The sequence below is a fragment of the Metabacillus sp. cB07 genome (genome assembly GCF_016839225.1).
Taxonomy (GTDB): domain Bacteria; phylum Bacillota; class Bacilli; order Bacillales; family Bacillaceae; genus Bacillus_P; species Bacillus_P indicus.
Map to the genome: position 1 here is coordinate 130,716 of NZ_CP069296.1, position 23,098 is coordinate 153,813.

Genomic DNA, 23,098 nt, shown 5'->3' on the forward strand with positions numbered 1-23,098 from the left:
AATGTATAAATATAGGACAAATGGAAAAGATGTTAAAATCAATAGCACGTTTGACAAAAGTGGTTTTCTAATTATAGAGACCTTTTTATTTTTGTTTTCTCCTTGTATGTGTATTGGCAGCTGCTAGATTCATTTGCGGATACATATTACAAGTTCTATTACGCTTGATTTGAGGGGTGAAGCAGTTGACAGGTCAACTAGTTCAGTATGGACGACACCGCCAACGCAGAAGTTATGCACGCATTAGTGAAGTGTTAGAATTACCAAACCTTATCGAGATTCAAACCGCTTCCTATCAGTGGTTTCTTGATGAGGGCCTCAGAGAAATGTTCACGGACATCTCTCCAATTGAGGACTTCACTGGTAACCTCTCGCTGGAATTTATCGATTACAGTTTAGGTGATCCTAAATATTCAGTAGAGGAATCCAAAGAGCGCGATGTTACCTATTCTGCACCGCTTCGTGTAAAGGTGCGTTTAATTAACAAAGAAACTGGTGAAGTGAAAGATCAGGATGTATTCATGGGTGACTTCCCATTGATGACTGAGACAGGCACGTTCGTGATCAACGGCGCCGAGCGCGTTATCGTATCACAGCTTGTTCGTTCACCAAGTGTTTATTACAGCGGAAAAGTCGATAAAAATGGTAAAAAAGGCTTTACTGCTACTGTTATTCCAAACCGTGGTGCCTGGTTAGAGTACGAAACAGATGCTAAAGATGTTGCATATGTGCGCATTGATCGCACTCGGAAACTGCCGGTAACGGTTCTTTTGCGCGCTCTCGGCTTTGGTTCTGATCAGGAAATCGTTGATCTTTTCGGAGAAAACGAATACCTTCGCAATACGCTTGATAAAGACAACACAGAGAGCACAGAGAAAGCTCTTCTTGAAATCTACGAGCGTCTGCGCCCGGGCGAGCCGCCGACTGTCGACAATGCAAAAAGCCTTCTGGATTCCCGTTTCTTTGATCCGAAGCGCTATGACCTTGCGAGTGTCGGACGCTACAAAATCAATAAAAAGCTTCACATTAAAAACCGCCTTTTCAACCAGCGTCTTGCTGAAACGTTAGTAGACCCTGAAACTGGCGAAATCATTGCAGAAAAAGATACGTTAATTGATAGACGCACACTTGACCGGATCATTCCGAACCTTGAGAGCGGCGTCGGCTTTAAAACCATCACGCCATCAGGCGGAGTAGTAGAAGAAGATGTGACGCTTCAGTCCGTTAAAATCTATGCTCCAATCGATCAAGAAGGCGAAAAAGTCATTAACGTAATCAGCAATGCTTATGTTGAAGAAAATGTGAAAAATATCACGCCTGCAGATATCCTTTCTTCTATCAGCTACTTCTTCAACCTGCTGCATGGAGTTGGGGATACAGACGACATCGACCATCTTGGAAACCGCCGTCTTCGTTCTGTAGGAGAACTCCTTCAAAACCAATTCCGAATCGGACTTTCCCGTATGGAGCGTGTTGTCCGCGAGAGAATGTCGATTCAGGATACAAATACAATTACACCTCAGCAGCTTATTAACATTCGTCCTGTTATTGCATCCATTAAAGAGTTCTTCGGAAGCTCACAGCTTTCCCAGTTCATGGATCAGACGAATCCGCTTGCTGAATTAACGCATAAACGCCGTCTTTCTGCACTTGGACCCGGTGGTTTGACGCGTGAGCGCGCAGGCTTTGAAGTCCGTGACGTTCACTACTCTCACTACGGCCGCATGTGTCCGATCGAAACTCCTGAGGGACCGAACATCGGTCTGATCAACTCTCTGTCTTCGTATGCAAAAGTAAACCGTTTCGGTTTCATTGAAACGCCGTACAGACGCGTAGACCCGGAGACCGGCAAAGTAACTGCACGAATTGATTATCTGACAGCAGATGAAGAGGATAACTATGTAGTCGCACAGGCGAACGCACGCCTTGCTGATGACGGCTCTTTCCTTGATGAAGATATCGTTTCCCGTTTCCGCGGTGAAAACACGGTCATGTCACGTGACAGAATGGACTACATGGATGTATCTCCAAAGCAGGTTGTATCTGCAGCGACAGCATGTATTCCGTTCCTTGAAAACGATGACTCCAACCGTGCCCTCATGGGAGCGAACATGCAGCGTCAGGCAGTTCCGCTTATGAATCCTGAATCTCCAATTGTCGGAACAGGCATGGAGTATGTATCAGGAAAAGATTCGGGTGCTGCTGTAATCTGTAAATTCCCTGGTGTTGTTGAGAAAGTTGAAGCTAAAAACATCTGGGTGCGCCGCTATGAAGATGTGGACGGCGTTAAAACAAAAGGCAACCTTGATAAGTACAGCCTTCTGAAGTTCATCCGTTCTAACCAAGGTACGTGCTACAACCAGCGTCCGATTGTAAGTGTTGGCGATGAAGTTGTAAAAGGCGAAATCCTTGCTGACGGACCTTCAATGGAACTGGGCGAACTTGCACTTGGACGCAACGTAATGGTTGCATTCATGACATGGGACGGCTACAACTATGAAGATGCCATCATCATGAGCAGACGTCTTGTAAAAGATGATGTATACACGTCTATTCATATTGAAGAATATGAATCAGAGTCCCGTGATACCAAGCTTGGACCGGAAGAAATTACGCGCGACATCCCGAACGTAGGGGAAGATGCCCTTCGCAATCTTGATGACCGCGGTATTATCCGTGTCGGTGCAGAAGTAAAAGACGGAGACCTGCTTGTTGGTAAAGTAACACCTAAAGGGGTTACGGAACTTACAGCCGAGGAACGTCTGCTTCATGCAATCTTCGGTGAAAAAGCAAGAGAAGTCCGCGATACTTCCCTTCGTGTTCCTCACGGAGGCGGCGGAATCGTTCTTGATGTAAAAGTATTCAACCGCGAAGACGGTGATGAGCTTCCTCCTGGCGTAAACCAGCTAGTCCGCGCATATATCGTTCAGAAGCGTAAAATTTCTGAAGGCGATAAAATGGCCGGACGACATGGTAACAAAGGGGTTATCTCAAGAATCCTTCCTGAAGAAGATATGCCTTATCTTCCAGACGGAACTCCGGTTGATATCATGCTTAACCCGCTTGGTGTACCATCCCGTATGAACATCGGTCAGGTACTTGAGCTTCATCTTGGAATGGCAGCGCGCAAACTAGGCATGCATGTAGCATCCCCGGTATTTGATGGCGCCCGTGAAGAAGATGTATGGTCAACACTTGAAGAAGCCGGTATGGCGCGAGATGCCAAAACCGTCCTTTACGACGGCCGTACAGGTGAACCGTTTGATAACCGTGTATCAGTTGGAATCATGTACATGATCAAACTTGCCCACATGGTAGACGATAAATTACATGCCCGTTCAACAGGTCCATACTCACTTGTTACGCAGCAGCCTCTTGGCGGTAAAGCCCAGTTCGGCGGACAGCGTTTCGGAGAGATGGAAGTATGGGCGCTTGAAGCTTATGGCGCTGCTTATACTCTTCAGGAAATTCTTACTGTTAAGTCAGATGACGTTGTCGGACGTGTTAAAACGTATGAAGCGATTGTCAAAGGCGAAAATGTACCGGAGCCGGGAGTTCCAGAGTCATTCAAAGTATTGATCAAAGAACTTCAAAGTTTAGGTATGGACGTTAAGATTCTTTCAGGCGATGAACAGGAAATCGAAATGAGAGATCTTGAAGACGATGAAGAAGGACAGCAGTCAGAAGGTTTATCCCTGAATGATCAGCCGGATGATCTTTCATCAGCAGCAATGGAAAAAGAAAAAGACGCAGTTACGAAAGAATAGTAAGCAATAAGGGTAAAACCTGAAGACGAAAAGGGAGGTAGGCCCCTTGCTAGATGTAAATAACTTTGAGTATATGAACATCGGTCTCGCATCACCCGATAAAATCCGCTCGTGGTCATTCGGTGAAGTGAAGAAACCAGAAACGATTAACTATCGTACGTTAAAACCAGAAAAAGACGGTTTATTCTGTGAGCGCATTTTCGGTCCTACAAAGGACTGGGAATGTCATTGCGGAAAATACAAACGAGTACGCTATAAAGGCGTAGTCTGTGACCGATGCGGAGTCGAAGTGACTCGTGCAAAGGTTCGCCGTGAGCGTATGGGGCACATTGAGCTTGCTGCCCCAGTCTCACACATTTGGTATTTCAAAGGGATCCCGAGCCGCATGGGACTTGTTCTTGACATGTCACCTCGTGCTCTCGAAGAAGTTATCTATTTTGCTTCTTACGTCGTAACGGAAACCGGCGATACGCCTCTTGAAAAGAAACAGCTTCTTTCCGAGAAAGAATATCGTGCTTACCGTGACAAATACAGCTCGTCGTTCCAGGCTGCAATGGGAGCAGAAGCGATCAAAAAGCTTCTTTCAGACATTGACCTTGATAAAGAGGTAGACCAGCTTAAAGAAGAGCTTAAAACGTCACAGGGACAGCGCAGAACACGTGCCATCAAGCGACTTGAAGTGCTTGAAGCATTCCGTAATTCAGGAAATGAGCCATCATGGATGATCCTTGATGTGCTTCCGGTTATTCCTCCTGAGCTGCGCCCGATGGTTCAGCTTGACGGCGGACGTTTTGCAACGTCTGACTTGAATGACCTTTACCGCCGTGTTATTAACCGCAACAACCGCTTAAAGCGTCTATTGGACCTTGGTGCTCCGAGCATCATCGTTCAAAATGAAAAGCGCATGCTTCAGGAAGCGGTCGATGCATTAATTGATAACGGACGCCGCGGCCGTCCTGTAACCGGACCGGGTAACCGTCCGCTTAAATCACTTTCACACATGCTGAAAGGGAAACAGGGACGTTTCCGTCAGAACCTTCTTGGAAAACGTGTTGACTATTCAGGCCGTTCGGTTATCGTTGTAGGTCCGAACCTGAAAATGTACCAATGCGGACTTCCTAAAGAAATGGCACTTGAACTTTTCAAGCCTTTCGTAATGAAGGAGCTAGTTGAAAAAGGCCTTGCACACAATATTAAAAGTGCAAAGCGTAAAATAGAACGCGTATCTCCTGAAGTATGGGATGTATTAGAGTCTGTTATCCGCGAGCACCCAGTGCTGTTAAACCGCGCACCGACTCTTCACAGACTTGGTATTCAGGCATTCGAACCGACACTTGTAGAAGGACGCGCAATCCGCCTTCATCCTCTTGTATGTACAGCTTACAACGCTGACTTTGACGGTGACCAAATGGCGGTTCACGTACCGCTTTCAGCTGAAGCTCAGGCAGAGGCCCGAATCCTTATGCTTGCAGCGCAGAACATCCTGAATCCTAAGGATGGTAAGCCGGTTGTTACACCTTCTCAGGATATGGTTCTTGGAAACTACTACCTGACACTTGAGCGCGAAGGTGCTGTTGGGGAAGGTATGGTCTTTAAAGATACAAATGAAGCACTTCTTGCCTATCAGAACGGCTATGTGCATCTTCATACCCGTATTGCTGTTCAAGCAAGCTCTCTGCCGAATGAATCATTTACAGATGAGCAGCGCAAAAAGCTTCTTGTAACAACAGTCGGAAAATTGATCTTCAATGAAATTCTTCCTCCTTCATTCCCGTACATGAATGAACCGACGAAGAGCAACATTGAAGATGAAACACCGGAAAAGTTCTTTATTGATGCAAATGTGAATGTCAAAGAATTCATCCAGAGCCAGGAGGTTATTTCTCCGTTCAAAAAAGGAATTCTTGGTAAGATCATTGCTGAAATCTTTAAGAAATTCCACATTACCGAAACATCCAAAATGCTTGACCGCATGAAGGATCTTGGTTTCAGATATTCTACAAAAGCCGGTATTACGGTTGGTGTGTCTGACATCATCGTACTTCGGGAGAAAGAAGAAATCCTTAAAGAAGCTCAGGCTAAAGTTGATAATGTTCTTAAACAGTTCAAACGCGGTCTGATTACAGAAGAAGAGCGCTATGAACGCGTCATCTCTATCTGGAGTGCTTCTAAAGACGTTATTCAAGGCAAGCTGATGGCTTCCCTGGATAAACGCAACCCAATCTTTATGATGAGTGATTCTGGAGCCCGTGGTAACGCATCTAACTTTACGCAGCTTGCCGGAATGCGCGGACTGATGGCCAACCCGGCCGGACGTATTATCGAACTTCCGATCAAATCAAGTTTCCGTGAAGGCTTAACAGTTCTTGAGTACTTTATCTCTACGCATGGTGCCCGTAAAGGTCTTGCGGATACAGCCCTTAAGACAGCTGACTCAGGTTACTTGACAAGACGTCTTGTTGACGTTGCCCAGGATGTTATCATCCGTGATGAAGACTGCGGAACTGACCGCGGAATTCTGACACGTTCAATTAAAGAAGGAACAGAAATTATCGAGCATCTTGAAGAGCGCCTTATCGGACGCTATGCTCGCAAAACGCTGAAACATCCTGAAACAGGTGAAGTGATTGTTGAGGAAAATGATCTGATTACAGAAGATCTTGCTCATACAATTGTGGAACTTGGTATTGAGGAAGTCTGGATCCGTTCTGCATTTACGTGTAACACACGCCACGGCGTATGTAAAAAATGCTATGGACGCAATCTTGCTACCGGAACAGAAGTTGAAGTGGGAGAAGCAGTCGGTATCATCGCTGCCCAGTCAATCGGTGAGCCGGGAACTCAGCTTACAATGCGTACGTTCCATACAGGCGGTGTTGCCGGAGACGACATCACTCAAGGTTTGCCTCGTATTCAGGAGCTGTTCGAAGCGCGTAACCCTAAAGGTCAGGCGACAATTTCCGAAATTGACGGTGTTGTTGTTGAGATTAATGAAGTACGCGACAGACAGCAGGAAATCGTCATCAAAGGCGACGTTGAAACACGCACGTACACAGCTGCTTACAATGCAAGACTGAAAGTTGCTGAAGGTGACCAGATCAGACACGGCCAGGAGCTGACTGAAGGTTCGATTGATCCTAAAGAATTGCTCAAGGTGACAGATCTCACGTCTGTTCAGGAATACCTGCTTCGTGAAGTGCAGAAAGTATACCGCATGCAAGGGGTAGAGATCGGTGACAAACACGTAGAAGTAATGGTTCGCCAGATGCTTCGCAAAGTAAGAGTAATGGATGCTGGAGATACAGATGTATTGCCGGGCACATTGCTGGATGTTCACCAATTTACGGATGCCAACAAGAAAGTGCTTCTTGACGGCAAGCGCCCTGCTACAGGACGTCCGATCCTTCTTGGTATCACGAAAGCTTCTCTTGAAACAGATTCATTCCTGTCTGCTGCATCGTTCCAGGAAACAACTCGTGTCCTGACAGATGCTGCAATCAAAGGAAAACGTGATGAACTTCTCGGCCTGAAAGAAAATGTAATCATCGGTAAGCTTGTACCTGCCGGAACAGGAATGCAGCGCTACAGACGCGTTAATCCGATTCCGCGTACACAGCCTGAAGGTGAAACAATACCTGCAGAGTAACTAACTGAAGAAGAGATGGGTGAATCCAGAAAAATGTTTCACTGATCTGGTTGACATCCATCTCTTACGATGTTAGTATATCCTAGGTGCTTAATTAAAACCTGTTGCTTTGGAGGATGTATTTATATGTCTTATGAAAAAGTATCGCAGGCACATAAAGTAATCGTTGGTACGAAGCAAACAGTAAAAGCTCTAAAGCTTGGCCAGGTAAAGGAACTGGTTGTTGCTGAAGATGCAGATCCAAGGATTGTGAAACCAGTCATTGAACTTGCAGAACAGAAGAACATTTCCCTTCACATGGTCGACTCTATGAAAAAGCTTGGAAAAGCTTGCGGAATAGAAGTTGGAGCCGTAACTGTAGCTATTATCAATTAAAAACCGTTTTTGCCAAGAGTGACAAACTCTCTGCAAAAACTTTGTTTTTGCCCAAATATGAACCACCTGGATGTGTGGTATTAAACATTAAGAGAGGAGGACATAAACATGCCTACTATTAACCAGCTAGTTCGCAAAGGACGCGTAAGCAAAGTTGAAAAATCAACTTCTCCTGCACTGAACAAAGGTTACAACAGCTTCAAAAAAGAGCAGACTAACACTTCATCACCGCAAAAACGCGGAGTATGTACTCGTGTTGGTACAATGACACCGAAGAAACCGAACTCGGCTCTTCGTAAATACGCTCGTGTACGCCTGACTAACGGAATCGAGGTTACTGCCTACATTCCAGGTATCGGACACAACCTGCAAGAGCACAGTGTTGTACTTATCCGCGGCGGACGTGTAAAAGATTTACCGGGTGTACGTTACCACATCGTTCGCGGTGCGCTTGACACTGCAGGTGTTGACAAACGTATGCAAGGCCGCTCTAAATACGGTACAAAACGCCCAAAAGCACCAAAAAAATAATGCCTTAAGTCATATATCACTTAAGTATATCGCATGAAGGGAGGATATAACATGCCACGTAAAGGTCCTGTTACAAAAAGAGACGTATTGCCAGATCCACTTTACAACTCAAAGCTTGTTAGTCGTCTAATCAACAGAATTATGGTTGACGGTAAGAGAGGTAAAGCACAAACTATTCTTTACACTGCTTTTGACATCGTGAAAGAGCGTTCAGGTAAAGAAGCAATTGAAGTGTTCGAGCAAGCACTTAAAAACATCATGCCAGTTCTTGAGGTAAGAGCTCGTCGTGTGGGTGGTGCAAACTATCAAGTACCTGTTGAAGTTCGCCCTGACCGCCGTACAACTCTTGGTCTTCGCTGGTTAGTAAACTACGCTCGTCTTCGCGGAGAGAAAACGATGGAAGAGCGTTTAGCTAACGAGATTCTTGATGCTGCCAACAACACTGGTTCATCAGTTAAGAAGCGTGAAGACACTCACAAAATGGCTGAAGCTAACAAAGCATTCGCTCACTACCGCTGGTAGGATTCAATATAAACCAATAACTATACTAATCCTTATAAAAGGAAGGAGAAAAGACCCCAATGGCAAGAGAGTTCTCCTTAGACAAAACTCGTAATATCGGCATCATGGCTCACATCGATGCCGGTAAAACGACGACTACTGAACGTGTACTTTTCTACACTGGACGTATTCACAAAATTGGTGAGACACACGAAGGTGCGTCTCAAATGGACTGGATGGAGCAGGAGCAGGAGCGTGGAATCACGATCACTTCTGCTGCTACAACTGCTCAGTGGAAAGGCCATCGCGTAAACATCATCGATACACCTGGACACGTAGACTTCACAGTTGAAGTTGAACGTTCACTTCGTGTACTTGATGGTGCTGTAGCAGTACTTGATGCACAATCAGGTGTTGAGCCTCAAACTGAAACAGTATGGCGCCAGGCAACAACTTACGGAGTACCGCGTGTAGTATTCGTTAACAAAATGGATAAAATCGGTGCGGATTTCTTATACTCTGTAAAAACATTGCATGACCGTCTTGAAGCAAATGCTCATCCAATTCAGCTTCCAATCGGTGCTGAAGATCAATTCGAAGGAATTATCGATCTTGTAGATAACGTAGCATACTTCTACGAAGATGATCTTGGAACTCGTTCTGAGGCTAAAGAAATTCCTGAAGAGTATAAAGATCTTGCTGAAGAGTGGCGCGGCAAGCTTGTAGAAGCTGTTGCTGAACTTGACGAAGAGCTTATGATGAAATACCTTGAGGGTGAAGAGCTTACAATCGATGAATTGAAAGCTGGAATCCGTAAAGGTACAGTAAATGTAGAATTCTACCCAGTTATCTGCGGATCTGCATTTAAAAACAAAGGTGTACAGTTAATGCTTGACGCAGTTCTTGATTACCTGCCATCACCTCTTGATGTACCTGCAATCAAAGGTATCACTCCTGACACAGAAGAAGAAGTAATCCGCGAATCAAGCGATGAGGGTCCTTTCTCAGCACTTGCATTCAAAGTTATGACTGACCCTTATGTTGGGAAACTTACATTCTTCCGCGTATATTCAGGTGTTCTTAACTCTGGATCTTACGTACAAAACTCAACGAAAGGCAAGCGTGAGCGTGTAGGACGTATCCTGCAAATGCATGCTAACTCTCGTGAGGAAATCTCTACTGTATATGCTGGTGACATCGCTGCTGCTGTAGGTCTTAAAGACACTACAACTGGTGATACTCTATGTGATGAAAAGAGCCTTGTTATCTTGGAATCAATGGAATTCCCAGAGCCGGTTATCTCGCTTTCAGTTGAGCCAAAATCAAAAGCTGACCAAGACAAAATGTCTACAGCTTTATCTAAGCTTTCTGAAGAAGATCCAACTTTCAAAGCTCACACTGACACTGAAACAGGTCAAACGATCATCTCTGGTATGGGTGAACTTCACCTTGATATCATTGTTGACCGTATGAGACGTGAATTCAAAGTTGAAGCTAACGTTGGTGCTCCTCAGGTTGCATACCGTGAAACTTTCCGCGGATCTGCGAAAGTTGAAGGTAAGTTTGCACGCCAATCCGGTGGACGCGGTCAATTCGGACACGTTTGGATCGAATTCGAACCAAATGAAGAAGGAAAAGGCTTTGAGTTCCACAACAAAATCGTCGGCGGTGTTGTTCCTCGTGAATACATCCCAGCGGTTGGAGCAGGCTTAGAAGACTCCATGAAAAATGGTGTTCTTGCAGGCTACCCGCTAATCGATGTTAAAGCATCATTAGTAGACGGTTCTTACCATGATGTTGACTCAAGTGAGATGGCGTTTAAAATTGCTGCATCTATGGCACTTAAAAACGCTGTATCTAAGTGTAACCCTGTTATTCTTGAGCCTGTTATGAAGGTTGAAGTAGTTATCCCTGATGAGTACATGGGAGATATCATGGGTGATATCACTTCTCGCCGCGGTCGCGTTGAAGGCATGGAAGCTCGCGGAAACGCTCAAGTAGTACGTGCTATGGTACCACTTTCTGAAATGTTTGGATATGCAACTGCACTTCGTTCAAACACTCAAGGACGCGGAACATTCTCTATGCACTTTGATCACTACGAAGAGGTTCCAAAATCAATTTCTGAAGAAATTATCAAAAAAAATAAAGGTGAATAATTGATTTTCACTCTTTATTAAAGTATAACTACTTATGTATGTATAGAAAGTGGACAACGTTCACTTTCTGAAATCTATATAATCAATCATGACTCTAAGGAGGAATTTAGAATGGGTAAAGAAAAATTCGACCGTTCCAAAACGCATGCCAATATCGGTACAATTGGACACGTTGACCACGGTAAAACAACTCTAACAGCTGCAATTACAACTGTACTTGCAAAACGTAGCGGTAAAGGTGCTGCAATGGCATACGACATGATCGATGCTGCTCCTGAAGAGCGCGAGCGCGGAATCACAATCTCAACTGCACACGTTGAGTACGAAACTGACACTCGTCACTATGCACACGTTGACTGCCCAGGACATGCTGACTATGTTAAAAACATGATCACTGGTGCTGCACAAATGGACGGCGGAATCCTAGTTGTTTCTGCTTCTGACGGCCCAATGCCACAAACTCGTGAGCACATCCTTCTTTCTCGTCAAGTAGGTGTACCTTACCTTGTAGTATTCATGAACAAATGCGACATGGTAGACGACGAAGAGCTTCTTGAGCTAGTTGAAATGGAAGTACGCGACCTTCTTTCTGAGTATGACTTCCCTGGCGATGACATCCCAGTAATCAAAGGTTCTGCTCTTAAAGCTCTAGAAGGCGAAGCTGAGTGGGAAGAGAAAATCGTTGAGCTTATGAACGCTGTTGACGAGTACATCCCAACACCAGCTCGTGACACTGAAAAGCCATTCATGATGCCTGTTGAGGACGTATTCTCAATCACTGGCCGTGGAACAGTTGCTACTGGACGCGTTGAGCGTGGAGTAGTTAAAGTTGGAGATGTTATCGACATCATCGGCTTCACTGAAGAGCCAAAATCAACAACTGTAACAGGTGTTGAAATGTTCCGTAAGCTTCTTGACTATGCAGAAGCTGGCGACAACATCGGTGCACTTCTTCGTGGGGTTTCTCGCGACGACATCCAACGTGGACAAGTTCTTGCTAAGCCAAAAACAATCACTCCACACACTAAATTTAAATCAGAAGTTTACGTTCTTTCAAAAGAAGAGGGTGGACGTCACACTCCATTCTTCTCTAACTACCGCCCACAGTTCTACTTCCGTACTACGGACGTAACTGGTATCATCCAACTTCCAGAAGGCGTTGAGATGGTTATGCCTGGCGATAACATCGAAATGACTGTTGAACTTATCGCTCCAATCGCGATTGAAGAAGGTACTAAATTCTCAATCCGTGAAGGCGGTCGTACAGTAGGCGCTGGTGTTGTAGCTACAATCACTGAGTAATCCTGCTACTTAAGAAGACGAGCATTCGTGCTCGTCTTTTTTTGTTTCTTCTATATATAGTAGAAATGATTTGAGCTTAAAAAACGAAAACTTTTCCAGCTGCTGATCCCCCTTGTTTTTACCTGTTGATGTATGTATAATAGGAAAAGTGCGCAAGAAAGTAAAAACATAATTTTTATCTTGCATTGGGCGCAAAATTTCTATATAATAGACAATGTTGGTCTTTGACTGCGATGAAGTAGGAGGTTGCCGATACACACGGCCGCTTTGCCATGGCGAGTGTACGGAAAATTTCTACGGAGAAAGTCTATTTTAAAAGTAGGCGAAAAGGAGGGAAAATAATGGCAAAACAAAAAATTCGTATTCGTTTAAAAGCATATGATCACAGAATTCTTGATCAATCTGCTGAAAAGATCGTTGAAACAGCAAAACGTTCAGGTGCTAACGTTTCTGGTCCGATCCCGTTGCCAACTGAAAAATCGATTTACACGATTCTTCGTGCGGTACACAAATACAAAGATTCACGTGAGCAGTTCGAAATGCGCACACACAAACGTTTAATCGATATCATCAACCCAACACCACAAACTGTTGATGCATTGATGAGATTAGACCTGCCATCAGGCGTTGACATTGAAATCAAACTTTAATTTCAAAAAATAGATTTTATAACATTATAGGAGGTGTGACTAATGACCAAAGGAATCTTAGGTAAAAAAATCGGTATGACTCAAGTGTTTACTGAAAAAGGTGATCTTATCCCGGTAACAGTAATTGAGGCTGCTGAAAACGTAGTTCTTCAAATCAAGACTGTTGAAAGCGACGGCTATGCTGCTGTTCAAGTTGGTTTCTCAAACAAACGTGAAAAGCTTTCTAACAAGCCTGCAAAAGGACACGTTGCAAAAGCTAATACTGCACCTAAGCGCTTCGTAAGGGAGTTCCGCGGAGAAGCTGGTGAGTATGAAGTTGGTCAGGAAGTCAAAGTTGATATTTTCTCTGCTGGAGATACAGTAGATGTAACAGGAATCTCAAAGGGTAAAGGTTTCCAAGGCTCTATCAAGCGCCATAACCAATCTCGCGGACCTATGTCACATGGTTCTCGTTACCACCGTCGCCCAGGTTCAATGGGTCCTGTTGCTCCTAACCGAGTATTCAAAAACAAATTATTGCCAGGCCGCATGGGTGGAGAGCAAGTAACTGTTCAAAACCTTGAGATCGTGAAAGTTGACGCTGAGCGTAACCTTCTATTGATCAAAGGTAACGTACCTGGTCCTAAAAAATCACTAATCACAGTGAAAAAGGCTGTTAAATCTAACTAATTTTTCTAAGAAAGGAGGAATTCGATAATGCCGAAAGTAGCATTATTAAACCAAAGCGGATCAAACGTTGGTGAAATCGAACTAAATGATTCTGTATTTGGTATCGAACCTAATCAGCACGTTTTATTTGATGCGGTTATCATGCAAAGAGCTTCTTTGCGTCAAGGAAACCACAAAGTAAAGAATCGTTCAGAAGTTAGAGGCGGAGGTCGCAAGCCTTGGCGCCAAAAAGGTACTGGACGCGCTCGTCAAGGATCTATCCGCTCACCACAATGGCGCGGCGGTGGTATCGTATTCGGTCCAACACCACGCAGCTATGCTTACAAATTACCTAAAAAAGTTCGCCGCTTAGCGATCAAATCAGCTTTATCTACAAAGGTACAAGAGAACAACATTCTAGTATTAGAAGATCTTCTAATGAATGCTCCTAAAACAAAAGAAATGACTGCTCTACTTGCAGGACTTTCAATTGAAAAGAAAGCATTGATCGTTACTGCTGATGTGAACGAATCTGTTGCACTATCTGCACGTAACATCCCTGGCATTACAGTTCTTGAAGCTAATTCTATTAATGTACTTGATGTACTTAACCATGAAAAGCTTGTTATTACGAAAGCAGCGGTGCAAAAAGTAGAGGAGGTGCTTGCATAATGAAAGATCCTCGTGATATTATTAAGCGCCCCGTAATCACTGAACTTTCAACGGACTTAATGACTGAGAAAAAGTACACGTTTGAAGTTGACGTTCGTGCTAACAAAACTCAAGTGAAAGATGCTATTGAAGCAATCTTTGGCGTAAAAGTGGAGAAAGTTAACGTTCTTAACTACAAAGGCAAATATAAGCGTGTAGGTCGTTACACAGGTCTTACTAATAAACGCAAAAAAGCAGTTGTTAAACTAACAGCTGACAGCAAAGAAATCGAATTATTCGAAGTCTAATTCATTATTTAAGATAGGAGGGAAACGAGATGGCGATTAAAAAGTACAAACCAACCTCAAATGGTCGTCGCGGCATGACTGTTTCTGATTTCGCTGAGATTACTACAGACAAACCGGAAAAGTCATTACTTGCGCCTGTACACAGAAAAGGCGGTCGTAACAACCAAGGTAAAATTACTGTACGTCATCAAGGCGGCGGTCACAAACGTCAATACCGTATTATCGACTTCAAACGCGATAAAGATGGTATACCAGGACGCGTTGCTACAATCGAGTATGATCCGAACCGTTCTGCAAACATTGCACTTATCCACTATGCAGATGGTGAGAAAAGATATATCCTTGCTCCAAAAAACCTTGAAGTAGGTTTACAAGTTGTTTCTGGACCAGAGGCTGATATTAAAGTAGGAAATGCACTTCCACTTCAAAATATCCCTGTAGGTACAGTTATTCACAACATCGAACTTAAACCAGGCAAAGGCGGACAATTAGTACGTTCTGCTGGTACTTCTGCACAGGTTCTTGGTAAAGAAGGCAAATACGTTCTTGTTCGTTTGAATTCTGGTGAGGTTCGCATGATCCTTGCTACTTGCCGCGCTACTGTTGGTCAAGTAGGAAACGAGCAGCATGAACTTATCAACATCGGTAAAGCTGGACGCTCTCGCTGGTTAGGTATCAGACCTACAGTTCGTGGTTCTGTAATGAACCCTAACGATCACCCGCACGGTGGTGGTGAAGGTCGTGCTCCAATCGGACGTAAGTCTCCAATGACTCCTTGGGGTAAACCAACTCTTGGTTACAAAACTCGCAAGAAGACAAACAAGTCCGATAAATTCATCGTACGTCGTCGTAAAAAATAACGTGATGGTTCTACGGTTCGAAGGAACCGTAGCGCAATCGCGAAGGGAGGTACAAGTATGGGCCGTAGCTTGAAAAAAGGACCATTCGTAGATGAGCATTTATTCAAGAAAGTTGAAAAGTTAAACGAGTCAGAGAAAAAACAAGTGATCAAAACTTGGTCTCGCCGTTCTACTATTTTCCCGCAATTCATCGGTCAAACGATCGCTGTATATGACGGTCGCAAGCATGTTCCTGTATACGTTACTGAAGATATGGTAGGACACAAACTCGGTGAGTTTGCTCCAACACGTACGTATAAAGGCCATGCAGCTGACGACAAAAAAACAAGACGCTAATGAGAGGAGGCTTTTAAATGCAAGCTAAAGCCGTTGCAAGAACAGTACGTATTGCTCCTCGTAAAGCTCGTTTAGTAATTGATCTTATCCGAGGAAAGCAAATCGGTGAAGCGGTAGCGATTCTTCGCCACACACCTAAAACTGCTTCTCCAATTATTGAAAAAGTTCTAAAATCTGCTGTGGCAAACGCAGAGCACAACTATGAAATGGACATTAACAACCTGGTTGTAACTGAAGCTTATGTAGGCGAAGGTCCAACTCTAAAACGTTTCCGTCCACGCGCAATGGGCCGTGCGAGTGCCATCAACAAACGCACAAGCCACATTACAATCGTTGTATCAGAAAAGAAGGAGGGATAATCCGTGGGTCAAAAGGTAAATCCAGTCGGTCTTCGCATTGGTGTTATCCGTGATTGGGAATCTAAATGGTTCGCTGGCAAAGATTATGCTAATCTTCTGCACGAAGACATCAAAGTTCGTGAATATATCAATCAGCGTTTAAGCGATGCATCTGTTTCAAAGATTGAAATCGAGCGTGCTGCTAATCGCGTGAACATTACGATCCACACTGCTAAGCCAGGTATGGTTATCGGTAAAGGCGGTACTGAAGTTGAAGCACTTCGTAAAGCTCTTAACTCACTAACTGGCAAGCGTGTACACATCAACATTCTTGAAATCAAGAGAGCTGATCTTGATGCTAAACTAGTAGCTGACAACATCGCTCGTCAACTTGAAAATCGTATTTCATTCCGTCGTGCTCAAAAGCAAACAATCCAACGTGCTATGCGCGCAGGTGCACAAGGAATCAAAACAATGGTATCTGGTCGTCTTGGCGGCGCTGATATCGCTCGTTCTGAAAGCTACAGTGAAGGAACAGTTCCACTTCACACACTTCGTGCTGATATTGACTATGGTACAGCTGAAGCTGACACTACTTATGGTAAATTAGGCGTTAAAGTTTGGATCTATCGTGGAGAGGTTCTTCCTACTAAGAAGAAAAAAGAGGAAGGAGGAAAATAATTATGTTGTTGCCAAAACGCGTTAAATATCGCAGAGAACACCGTGGAAAAATGCGCGGTCGTGCTAAAGGCGGTACAGAAGTTCACTTCGGTGAATACGGCATTCAAGCTCTAGAAGCTTCTTGGATTACAAATCGTCAAATTGAGGCAGCTCGTATTGCTATGACTCGTTACATGAAACGTGGCGGTAAAGTCTGGATCAAAATTTTCCCTTCTAAGCCTTACACGGCTAAACCTCTAGAGGTCCGCATGGGATCCGGTAAAGGTGCTCCTGAAGGCTGGGTGGCAGTTGTAAAACCAGGAAAAGTAATGTTTGAAATTGCTGGTGTATCAGAAGAAGTAGCACGCGAAGCATTGCGTCTTGCATCTCACAAATTGCCAATCAAAACAAAATTCGTTAAACGCGAGGAAATTGGTGGTGAATCAAATGAGAGCTAATGAAATTCGTGATCTTACCACTGCTGAAATTGAACAAAAAGTAAAATCACTGAAGGAAGAGCTGTTCAACCTTCGCTTTCAATTGGCGACTGGACAACTTGAAAACACTGCTCGCATTCGTGAAGTACGTAAATCGATCGCTCGTATGAAAACTGTGATCACTGAAAGAGAGATCGCTGCTAATAATCGATAATCCTGAGAGGAGGTTGCAGAATGACTGAACGCAACAACCAGCGCAAAGTCTACACTGGACGTGTAGTTTCTGATAAAATGGATAAAACGATCACTGTTCTTGTTGAAACGTATAAGAAGCATTCTTTATACGGCAAGCGTGTTAAATATTCCAAAAAGTTCAAAGCTCATGATGAAAACAACCAAGCTAAAATCGGCGATGTGGTTAAAATCATGGAAACTCGCCCATTATCAGCTACTAAACGTTTCCGTCTAGTTGAAATTGTTGAAGAAGCTGTTATTATCTAATATTGTTCGGATTATATTTCCGAAGGGAGGTAACGTAAATGATTCAACAAGAATCCCGTTTAAAAGTTGCTGACAACTCTGGTGCTCGTGAAGTTCTTACTATTAAAGTTCTTGGCGGATCTGGACGTAAAACTGCTAATATTGGTGATGTAATTGTTTGTACGGTCAAACAAGCAACACCAGGAGGCGTTGTTAAAAAAGGTGACGTTGTTAAAGCAGTAATCGTTCGCACAAAGAGCGGCGCTCGCCGTCAGGACGGATCTTACATCCGTTTCGACGAAAACGCATGTGTAATCATTAAAGATGACAAGAGCCCTCGCGGAACTCGTATCTTTGGACCAGTTGCACGTGAATTGCGTGAAGGCAACTTCATGAAAATTGTTTCTCTTGCTCCAGAAGTATTATAAATCGAAAATAGATAGCCTTACTAAGGAGGTGCGACTAGGATGCATGTAAAAAAAGGTGATAAAGTAGTAGTGATCTCAGGTAAAGATAAAGGCAAACAGGGTACTGTACTTGCTGCTTTCCCTAAGAAAGATCGCGTGCTTGTTGAAGGCATCAACATTATGAAGAAGCATTCAAAACCTTCTCAATTAAACCCTCAGGGCGGAATTATCAGCCAGGAGGCACCTATCCATGTATCAAATGTTATGCCACTTGATCCTAAATCAGGTGAGCCAACTCGTGTTGGTTTCAAAGTGGTTGATGGCAAAAAGGTACGTGTTGCGAAAAAATCTGGTGAAACTTTAGATAAATAGTAAATAAGGAAGGGAGGTCCTCGCATGAACCGCCTTAAAGAAAAGTATCAAAAAGAAATTACACCTGCTTTAATGAGCAAGTTCAACTATAAATCAGTGATGCAAGTTCCAAAGCTTGAGAAGATCGTAATCAACATGGGTGTTGGTGACGCAGTATCTAACTCTAAAGCTCTTGATACAGCTGTAGAAGAGTTAACTACAATCTCAGGTCAAAAGCCGGTTATCACAAAAGCTAAAAAATCAATTGCAGGATTCCGTCTGCGTGAAGGTATGCCTATCGGTGCGAAAGTAACTCTTCGCGGCGAGCGCATGTATGAATTCCTAGATAAATTAGTTTCTGTATCATTACCACGTGTACGTGACTTCCGCGGTATCTCTAAAAAGTCTTTTGACGGACGCGGCAACTACACTCTTGGTGTTAAAGAACAATTAATCTTCCCTGAAATTGATTATGATAAAGTATCAAAAGTTCGTGGTATGGACATCGTTATCGTTACAACTGCTAACACTGATGAAGAATCTCGTGAGCTTCTTACTCAGTTCGGTATGCCATTCCAAAAATAATCGAAATAGGGAGGCGAAAACGTGGCTAAAAAGTCAATGATTGCGAAACAAAAACGCACTCAAAAGTTTAAAGTACAAGAGTACACTCGCTGCGAACGTTGTGGTCGTCCACATTCAGTTCTCCGCAAATTTAAACTTTGCCGTATTTGTTTCCGTGAACTCGCATATAAAGGTCAAATTCCAGGCGTTAAAAAAGCTAGCTGGTAATACCCCATAATCGGGAAGGAGGTAATTTTGATATGGTAATGACAGATCCAATTGCAGATATGCTTACTCGTATTCGCAACGCGAATATGGTTCGTCATGAAAAATTAGAAATTCCTGCATCGAAAGCGAAAAAAGAGATCGCTGAAATCCTTAAGCGTGAAGGTTTCGTTCGTGATGTTGAATATGTAGAAGATAACAAACAAGGTATCATTCGTATTTTCCTTAAATACGGATCAAACAACGAGCGTGTTATCACTGGCCTGAAACGCATCAGTAAACCAGGATTGCGCGTATACGCTAAAGCTAACGAAGTACCTCGCGTACTTAACGGTTTAGGAATCGCAATCGTATCTACTTCTCAAGGAGTCCTAACAGACAAAGAAGCCCGCGCGAAACAAGCTGGCGGAGAAGTTCTGGCATACGTTTGGTAATAACCTGAAAAAAGAATGGAGGTGTACATGAATGTCTCGTATTGGTAAAAAACCACTTGAAATCCCTGCTGGCGTAACAGTTGCGATCGACGGAAGCACAGTAACTGTTAAAGGACCTAAAGGTGAATTAACTCGTACTTTTAACTCTGATATCAACATTAAGGTTGAAGACAACGTACTTACAGTGACACGTCCTTCTGATCAAAAAGAACATCGTGCTCTTCACGGTACAACTCGCAGCCTTCTTGGAAACATGGTTGAGGGCGTTTCTAAAGGATTTGAAAAAGGTCTTGAATTAGTAGGTGTCGGTTACCGTGCTACTAAAACAGGCAACAAGCTAGTTCTTGCTGTTGGATACTCACATCCTGTAGAAATCGTTCCTGAACAAGGAATCGAAATTGAAGTGCCTTCAAATACAAAAGTAATTGTAAAAGGTACAGACAAAGAGCGTGTTGGAGCTGTTGCTTCTAACATCCGCGCTACTCGTCCTCCAGAGCCTTACAAAGGCAAAGGTATCCGCTACGAAGGTGAATATGTACGTCGTAAAGAAGGTAAAACAGCGAAGTAATATCGCTTAGATGATAAGAAAGGAGTGACCTGGATGATTACGAAACTTGACAAAAACGTTGTGCGTAAGAAAAGACACGGACGTGTCCGCGCAAAATTATCTGGTACAACTGCTCGTCCTCGTTTAAACGTATTTCGTTCTAATCAGCACATCTACGCACAAGTAATTGACGATGCTCAATCAGTGACAATTGCAAGTGCTTCAACATTAGATAAAGACCTTGCTCTTGATGCAAAAAGCAACGCTGAAGCTGCTGCTAAAGTTGGCGAATTAGTTGCTAAACGTGCAATCGAAAAAGGCGTTAAATCTGTTGTATTTGACCGCGGGGGTTACTTATACCACGGCCGTGTTAAGGCTTTGGCTGAAGCTGCTCGCGAAGCTGGTCTAGAATTTTAATAAAAAAAGGAGGGACACAGAGAATGGGTCGTATTGAACCAAACAAATTAGAGCTTGAAGAACGCGTTGTTACAGTAAACCGTGTAGCTAAAGTAGTAAAAGGTGGACGTCGTTTCCGCTTTGCTGCATTAGTAGTTGTCGGCGACAAAAACGGTCATGTAGGTTTCGGTACTGGTAAAGCACAGGAAGTTCCGGAAGCGATTCGCAAAGCGATCGAAGACGCTAAGAAAAACCTTGTTGAAGTACCTATGGTTGGTACTACTATTCCTCACCAAGTCATCGGCAGATTCGGTGCTGGAAACATCCTTTTAAAACCTGCATCTGAAGGTACTGGTGTTATCGCTGGTGGTCCTGTTCGTGCAGTACTAGAATTAGCAGGAGTTAGTGACATCCTTTCTAAATCACTAGGTTCTAACACTCCAATTAACATGATCCGTGCTACAATTTCTGGATTAACAGAACTTAAACGCGCTGATGAAGTTGCGAAGCTACGTGGCAAGTCGGTTGAAGAATTGTTAGGATAAGGAGGGAAACATGATGGCAAACAAATTAGCGATTACCCTCACTCGCAGTGTGATTGGTCGCCCAGAAGACCAACGTATTACTGTTAAAACACTAGGTCTTAAAAAAATGCACCAAACAGTAGTGCTTGATGACAATGCAGCGATCCGCGGCATGATCAACAAAGTATCTCATTTGCTAACAGTTAAAGAACAATAATATAGATCTTCTAATATCAAGGAGGTGTCCCGATGAAACTTCATGAATTAAAACCAGCAGAAGGGTCACGCAAAACACGTAACCGTGTTGGCCGTGGTACTGGTTCTGGTAACGGTAAAACAGCTGGTAAAGGTCATAAAGGACAAAACGCCCGTTCCGGCGGCGGTGTTCGCCCTGGATTCGAAGGTGGTCAAACTCCTTTATTCCAACGTCTGCCTAAACGCGGATTCACAAACATCAACCGTAAAGACTATGCGATTGTCAGCCTTGACAAACTTAATCAGTTCGAAGACGGTGCTGAAGTAACTGTTGAACTTCTAGTTGAAGCTGGAGTAATCAGCAAAGTGAAATCAGGCGTGAAAGTACTGGGCAACGGAAAGCTTGAGAAAAAGCTTACAGTTAAAGCCAATAAATTCTCTGCATCTGCTAAAGAAGCTATCGAAGCTGCTGGCGGTACAGTAGAGGTGATTTAATGTTTAAGACAATCTCCAATTTTATGCGCGTGGGTGATATCCGCAATAAGATCTTGTTCACCCTTCTAATGTTAATTATTTTTCGTATCGGTACGTTCATTCCTGTGCCTAACGTCAATGCTGACGTTTTAAAGGCTCAGGATGAAATGAATGTTTTCGGAATTCTTAACACCTTCGGAGGCGGTGCGCTGTATAACTTCTCGATCCTTGCGATGGGAATTATGCCGTACATTACAGCATCCATCATCGTGCAGTTATTGCAGATGGATGTCGTTCCGAAATTTACTGAATGGTCAAAGCAAGGTGAAGTTGGCCGTCGTAAACTAGCACAATTCACTAGATACTTTACGATTGTACTAGGTTTCATCCAAGCGTTGGGTATGTCTTACGGTTTTAATAATCTCGCTGGGGGATTATTAATTGAAAAACCGGGAATTACAACGTACCTTTTAATTGCAGTTGTCTTAACAGCAGGTACTGCTTTTTTAATGTGGTTAGGAGAGCAAATTACATCCAAGGGTGTGGGTAATGGTATTTCCATTATCATTTTTGCGGGGATTGCAGCAGGAATCCCGACAACTCTCAACCAAATCTATGTGCAGCAATTCCAGGACGCTGGAGATCAGCTTTTCTTGAACATCGTAAAAGTTGCGCTGATAGTATTAGCGGTAATCGCAATTATAGTTGGAGTTATCTTCATTCAGCAGGCTCTTCGCAAGATCCCGATTCAATATGCGAAGAACTCAGCAGGCCGAGCTCCTGCGAAAGGTCAGTCTACTCACCTTCCGCTTAAAGTGAATCCTGCCGGTGTTATCCCTGTCATCTTTGCGGTTTCGTTCATTATTACACCGCCAACAATTGCTTCGTTCTTTGGATCCAATGATGTTACAAACTGGATTACAAAAACGTTTGATTATACACAGCCTATCGGCATGGTTGTATATGTTGCATTAATCATTGCTTTTACTTACTTCTATGCATTTGTTCAGGTTAATCCGGAGCAGATGTCTGAGAATCTGAAAAAGCAGGGCGGATATATCCCGGGCATTCGTCCAGGGAAAAATACGCAGGATTATTTAACAAAAACTCTATACAGACTGACGTTTGTTGGTTCACTTTTCTTAGCAGCTATCTCAGTTCTTCCTGTATTCTTTATTAAGTTCGCTAACTTGCCAGCTTCTGCACAGATTGGCGGAACGAGCTTGTTGATCGTAGTAGGGGTTGCTCTTGAAACGATGAAACAACTTGAAAGTCAGCTTGTTAAGCGTCACTATAAAGGATTTATAAAACAGTAAGGTTATGGGACTTGTG

The 23,098-nt window shown here is 43.5% G+C and carries 29 protein-coding genes; all 29 read left to right on the forward strand.

Translation table 11 applies throughout. The features are described 5' to 3' along the window. The first annotated feature begins 185 nt into the window (after positions 1 to 185). The 29 genes from rpoB (at position 186) to secY (ending at position 23,082) form a co-directional block, all read left to right on the forward strand. Positions 186 to 3,767 carry a DNA-directed RNA polymerase subunit beta gene (gene rpoB / locus JOJ89_RS00705; protein ID WP_029282847.1) on the forward strand — a complete coding sequence of 1,194 codons (3,582 nt, stop codon included), beginning with the start codon at positions 186 to 188 and terminating at the stop codon, positions 3,765 to 3,767. 46 nt (positions 3,768 to 3,813) lie between these two features. Continuing rightward, a complete protein-coding gene (gene rpoC, locus JOJ89_RS00710) occupies positions 3,814 to 7,413 on the forward strand; it encodes a DNA-directed RNA polymerase subunit beta' (protein WP_029282845.1) in 3,600 nt (1,199 codons plus the stop codon). 126 nt (positions 7,414 to 7,539) lie between these two features. Then, on the forward strand, positions 7,540 to 7,788 hold the full coding sequence (locus JOJ89_RS00715; protein ID WP_029282843.1) for a 50S ribosomal protein L7ae-like protein: 249 nt from the start codon (positions 7,540 to 7,542) through the stop codon (positions 7,786 to 7,788). A 108-nt stretch (positions 7,789 to 7,896) separates the two neighbouring features. Next, positions 7,897 to 8,319, forward strand: coding sequence for a 30S ribosomal protein S12 (gene rpsL / locus JOJ89_RS00720; RefSeq protein WP_029282841.1), 423 nt, complete (start codon positions 7,897 to 7,899; stop codon positions 8,317 to 8,319). 51 nt (positions 8,320 to 8,370) lie between these two features. After that, on the forward strand, positions 8,371 to 8,841 hold the full coding sequence (gene rpsG, locus JOJ89_RS00725) for a 30S ribosomal protein S7 (protein ID WP_029282839.1): 471 nt from the start codon (positions 8,371 to 8,373) through the stop codon (positions 8,839 to 8,841). Between the two features lie 59 nt (positions 8,842 to 8,900). After that, positions 8,901 to 10,979 (forward strand): elongation factor G, encoded by a 2,079-nt coding sequence (gene fusA / locus JOJ89_RS00730; protein WP_029282837.1) that lies wholly within the window; start codon positions 8,901 to 8,903, stop codon positions 10,977 to 10,979. Positions 10,980 to 11,090: 111 nt separating this feature from the next. Continuing rightward, positions 11,091 to 12,281 (forward strand): elongation factor Tu, encoded by a 1,191-nt coding sequence (tuf, locus tag JOJ89_RS00735; protein WP_029282835.1) that lies wholly within the window; start codon positions 11,091 to 11,093, stop codon positions 12,279 to 12,281. A gap of 341 nt (positions 12,282 to 12,622) precedes the next feature. Beyond that, on the forward strand, positions 12,623 to 12,931 hold the full coding sequence (gene rpsJ / locus JOJ89_RS00740) for a 30S ribosomal protein S10 (RefSeq protein WP_029282834.1): 309 nt from the start codon (positions 12,623 to 12,625) through the stop codon (positions 12,929 to 12,931). Positions 12,932 to 12,973: 42 nt separating this feature from the next. Further along, positions 12,974 to 13,600 (forward strand): 50S ribosomal protein L3, encoded by a 627-nt coding sequence (gene rplC / locus JOJ89_RS00745; RefSeq protein ID WP_029282832.1) that lies wholly within the window; start codon positions 12,974 to 12,976, stop codon positions 13,598 to 13,600. Between the two features lie 27 nt (positions 13,601 to 13,627). Further along, the gene (gene rplD / locus JOJ89_RS00750) at positions 13,628 to 14,251 is read left to right on the forward strand and encodes a 50S ribosomal protein L4 (protein ID WP_029282830.1); all 624 of its coding nucleotides are present in this window, start codon (positions 13,628 to 13,630) and stop codon (positions 14,249 to 14,251) included. Further along, the gene (gene rplW / locus JOJ89_RS00755) at positions 14,251 to 14,538 is read left to right on the forward strand and encodes a 50S ribosomal protein L23 (RefSeq protein WP_029282828.1); all 288 of its coding nucleotides are present in this window, start codon (positions 14,251 to 14,253) and stop codon (positions 14,536 to 14,538) included. The genes rplD and rplW overlap by 1 nt, the downstream gene beginning before the upstream one ends. 29 nt (positions 14,539 to 14,567) lie before the next feature. Next, positions 14,568 to 15,398, forward strand: coding sequence for a 50S ribosomal protein L2 (rplB, locus tag JOJ89_RS00760; RefSeq protein WP_029282826.1), 831 nt, complete (start codon positions 14,568 to 14,570; stop codon positions 15,396 to 15,398). Between the two features lie 57 nt (positions 15,399 to 15,455). Next, entirely contained in the window at positions 15,456 to 15,734 is a 279-nt protein-coding gene (gene rpsS / locus JOJ89_RS00765) for a 30S ribosomal protein S19 (RefSeq protein ID WP_029282824.1), read from the forward strand. Positions 15,735 to 15,751: 17 nt separating this feature from the next. Beyond that, positions 15,752 to 16,093 carry a 50S ribosomal protein L22 gene (gene rplV / locus JOJ89_RS00770; protein ID WP_029282822.1) on the forward strand — a complete coding sequence of 114 codons (342 nt, stop codon included), beginning with the start codon at positions 15,752 to 15,754 and terminating at the stop codon, positions 16,091 to 16,093. Between the two features lie 3 nt (positions 16,094 to 16,096). Further along, complete coding sequence (rpsC, locus tag JOJ89_RS00775; RefSeq protein WP_029282820.1) at positions 16,097 to 16,753, forward strand: 30S ribosomal protein S3; 657 nt, start codon at positions 16,097 to 16,099, stop codon at positions 16,751 to 16,753. Positions 16,754 to 16,755: 2 nt separating this feature from the next. Beyond that, positions 16,756 to 17,190 carry a 50S ribosomal protein L16 gene (gene rplP / locus JOJ89_RS00780; RefSeq protein ID WP_029282818.1) on the forward strand — a complete coding sequence of 145 codons (435 nt, stop codon included), beginning with the start codon at positions 16,756 to 16,758 and terminating at the stop codon, positions 17,188 to 17,190. After that, positions 17,180 to 17,383, forward strand: a complete 204-nt coding sequence (rpmC, locus tag JOJ89_RS00785; protein ID WP_029282816.1) for a 50S ribosomal protein L29 — start codon at positions 17,180 to 17,182, stop codon at positions 17,381 to 17,383. Before rplP ends, rpmC begins: the two co-directional genes overlap by 11 nt. Before the next feature lie 20 nt (positions 17,384 to 17,403). Then, positions 17,404 to 17,670, forward strand: coding sequence for a 30S ribosomal protein S17 (rpsQ, locus tag JOJ89_RS00790; RefSeq protein ID WP_029282815.1), 267 nt, complete (start codon positions 17,404 to 17,406; stop codon positions 17,668 to 17,670). A 38-nt stretch (positions 17,671 to 17,708) separates the two neighbouring features. Continuing rightward, positions 17,709 to 18,077: a 50S ribosomal protein L14 gene (rplN, locus tag JOJ89_RS00795; protein ID WP_029282813.1), complete on the forward strand. Its 369-nt coding sequence runs from the start codon at positions 17,709 to 17,711 to the stop codon at positions 18,075 to 18,077. A 39-nt stretch (positions 18,078 to 18,116) separates the two neighbouring features. Further along, a complete protein-coding gene (gene rplX / locus JOJ89_RS00800; RefSeq protein ID WP_029282810.1) occupies positions 18,117 to 18,428 on the forward strand; it encodes a 50S ribosomal protein L24 in 312 nt (103 codons plus the stop codon). Between the two features lie 24 nt (positions 18,429 to 18,452). Beyond that, the gene (gene rplE / locus JOJ89_RS00805; RefSeq protein WP_029282808.1) at positions 18,453 to 18,992 is read left to right on the forward strand and encodes a 50S ribosomal protein L5; all 540 of its coding nucleotides are present in this window, start codon (positions 18,453 to 18,455) and stop codon (positions 18,990 to 18,992) included. Between the two features lie 21 nt (positions 18,993 to 19,013). After that, the gene (rpsN, locus tag JOJ89_RS00810) at positions 19,014 to 19,199 is read left to right on the forward strand and encodes a 30S ribosomal protein S14 (protein WP_010285078.1); all 186 of its coding nucleotides are present in this window, start codon (positions 19,014 to 19,016) and stop codon (positions 19,197 to 19,199) included. Between the two features lie 32 nt (positions 19,200 to 19,231). Beyond that, on the forward strand, positions 19,232 to 19,630 hold the full coding sequence (rpsH, locus tag JOJ89_RS00815; protein ID WP_029282804.1) for a 30S ribosomal protein S8: 399 nt from the start codon (positions 19,232 to 19,234) through the stop codon (positions 19,628 to 19,630). Positions 19,631 to 19,661: 31 nt separating this feature from the next. Continuing rightward, positions 19,662 to 20,198 carry a 50S ribosomal protein L6 gene (rplF, locus tag JOJ89_RS00820; RefSeq protein ID WP_203289335.1) on the forward strand — a complete coding sequence of 179 codons (537 nt, stop codon included), beginning with the start codon at positions 19,662 to 19,664 and terminating at the stop codon, positions 20,196 to 20,198. 33 nt (positions 20,199 to 20,231) lie between these two features. Then, a complete protein-coding gene (rplR, locus tag JOJ89_RS00825) occupies positions 20,232 to 20,594 on the forward strand; it encodes a 50S ribosomal protein L18 (RefSeq protein ID WP_029282800.1) in 363 nt (120 codons plus the stop codon). A 23-nt stretch (positions 20,595 to 20,617) separates the two neighbouring features. Further along, the gene (gene rpsE / locus JOJ89_RS00830) at positions 20,618 to 21,118 is read left to right on the forward strand and encodes a 30S ribosomal protein S5 (protein WP_029282798.1); all 501 of its coding nucleotides are present in this window, start codon (positions 20,618 to 20,620) and stop codon (positions 21,116 to 21,118) included. A 13-nt stretch (positions 21,119 to 21,131) separates the two neighbouring features. After that, positions 21,132 to 21,314, forward strand: coding sequence for a 50S ribosomal protein L30 (gene rpmD, locus JOJ89_RS00835; protein WP_029282796.1), 183 nt, complete (start codon positions 21,132 to 21,134; stop codon positions 21,312 to 21,314). 32 nt (positions 21,315 to 21,346) lie between these two features. Further along, the gene (gene rplO / locus JOJ89_RS00840; RefSeq protein ID WP_203289336.1) at positions 21,347 to 21,787 is read left to right on the forward strand and encodes a 50S ribosomal protein L15; all 441 of its coding nucleotides are present in this window, start codon (positions 21,347 to 21,349) and stop codon (positions 21,785 to 21,787) included. Further along, the gene (gene secY, locus JOJ89_RS00845) at positions 21,787 to 23,082 is read left to right on the forward strand and encodes a preprotein translocase subunit SecY (RefSeq protein ID WP_029282792.1); all 1,296 of its coding nucleotides are present in this window, start codon (positions 21,787 to 21,789) and stop codon (positions 23,080 to 23,082) included. The genes rplO and secY overlap by 1 nt, the downstream gene beginning before the upstream one ends. Positions 23,083 to 23,098 lie beyond the last annotated feature (16 nt).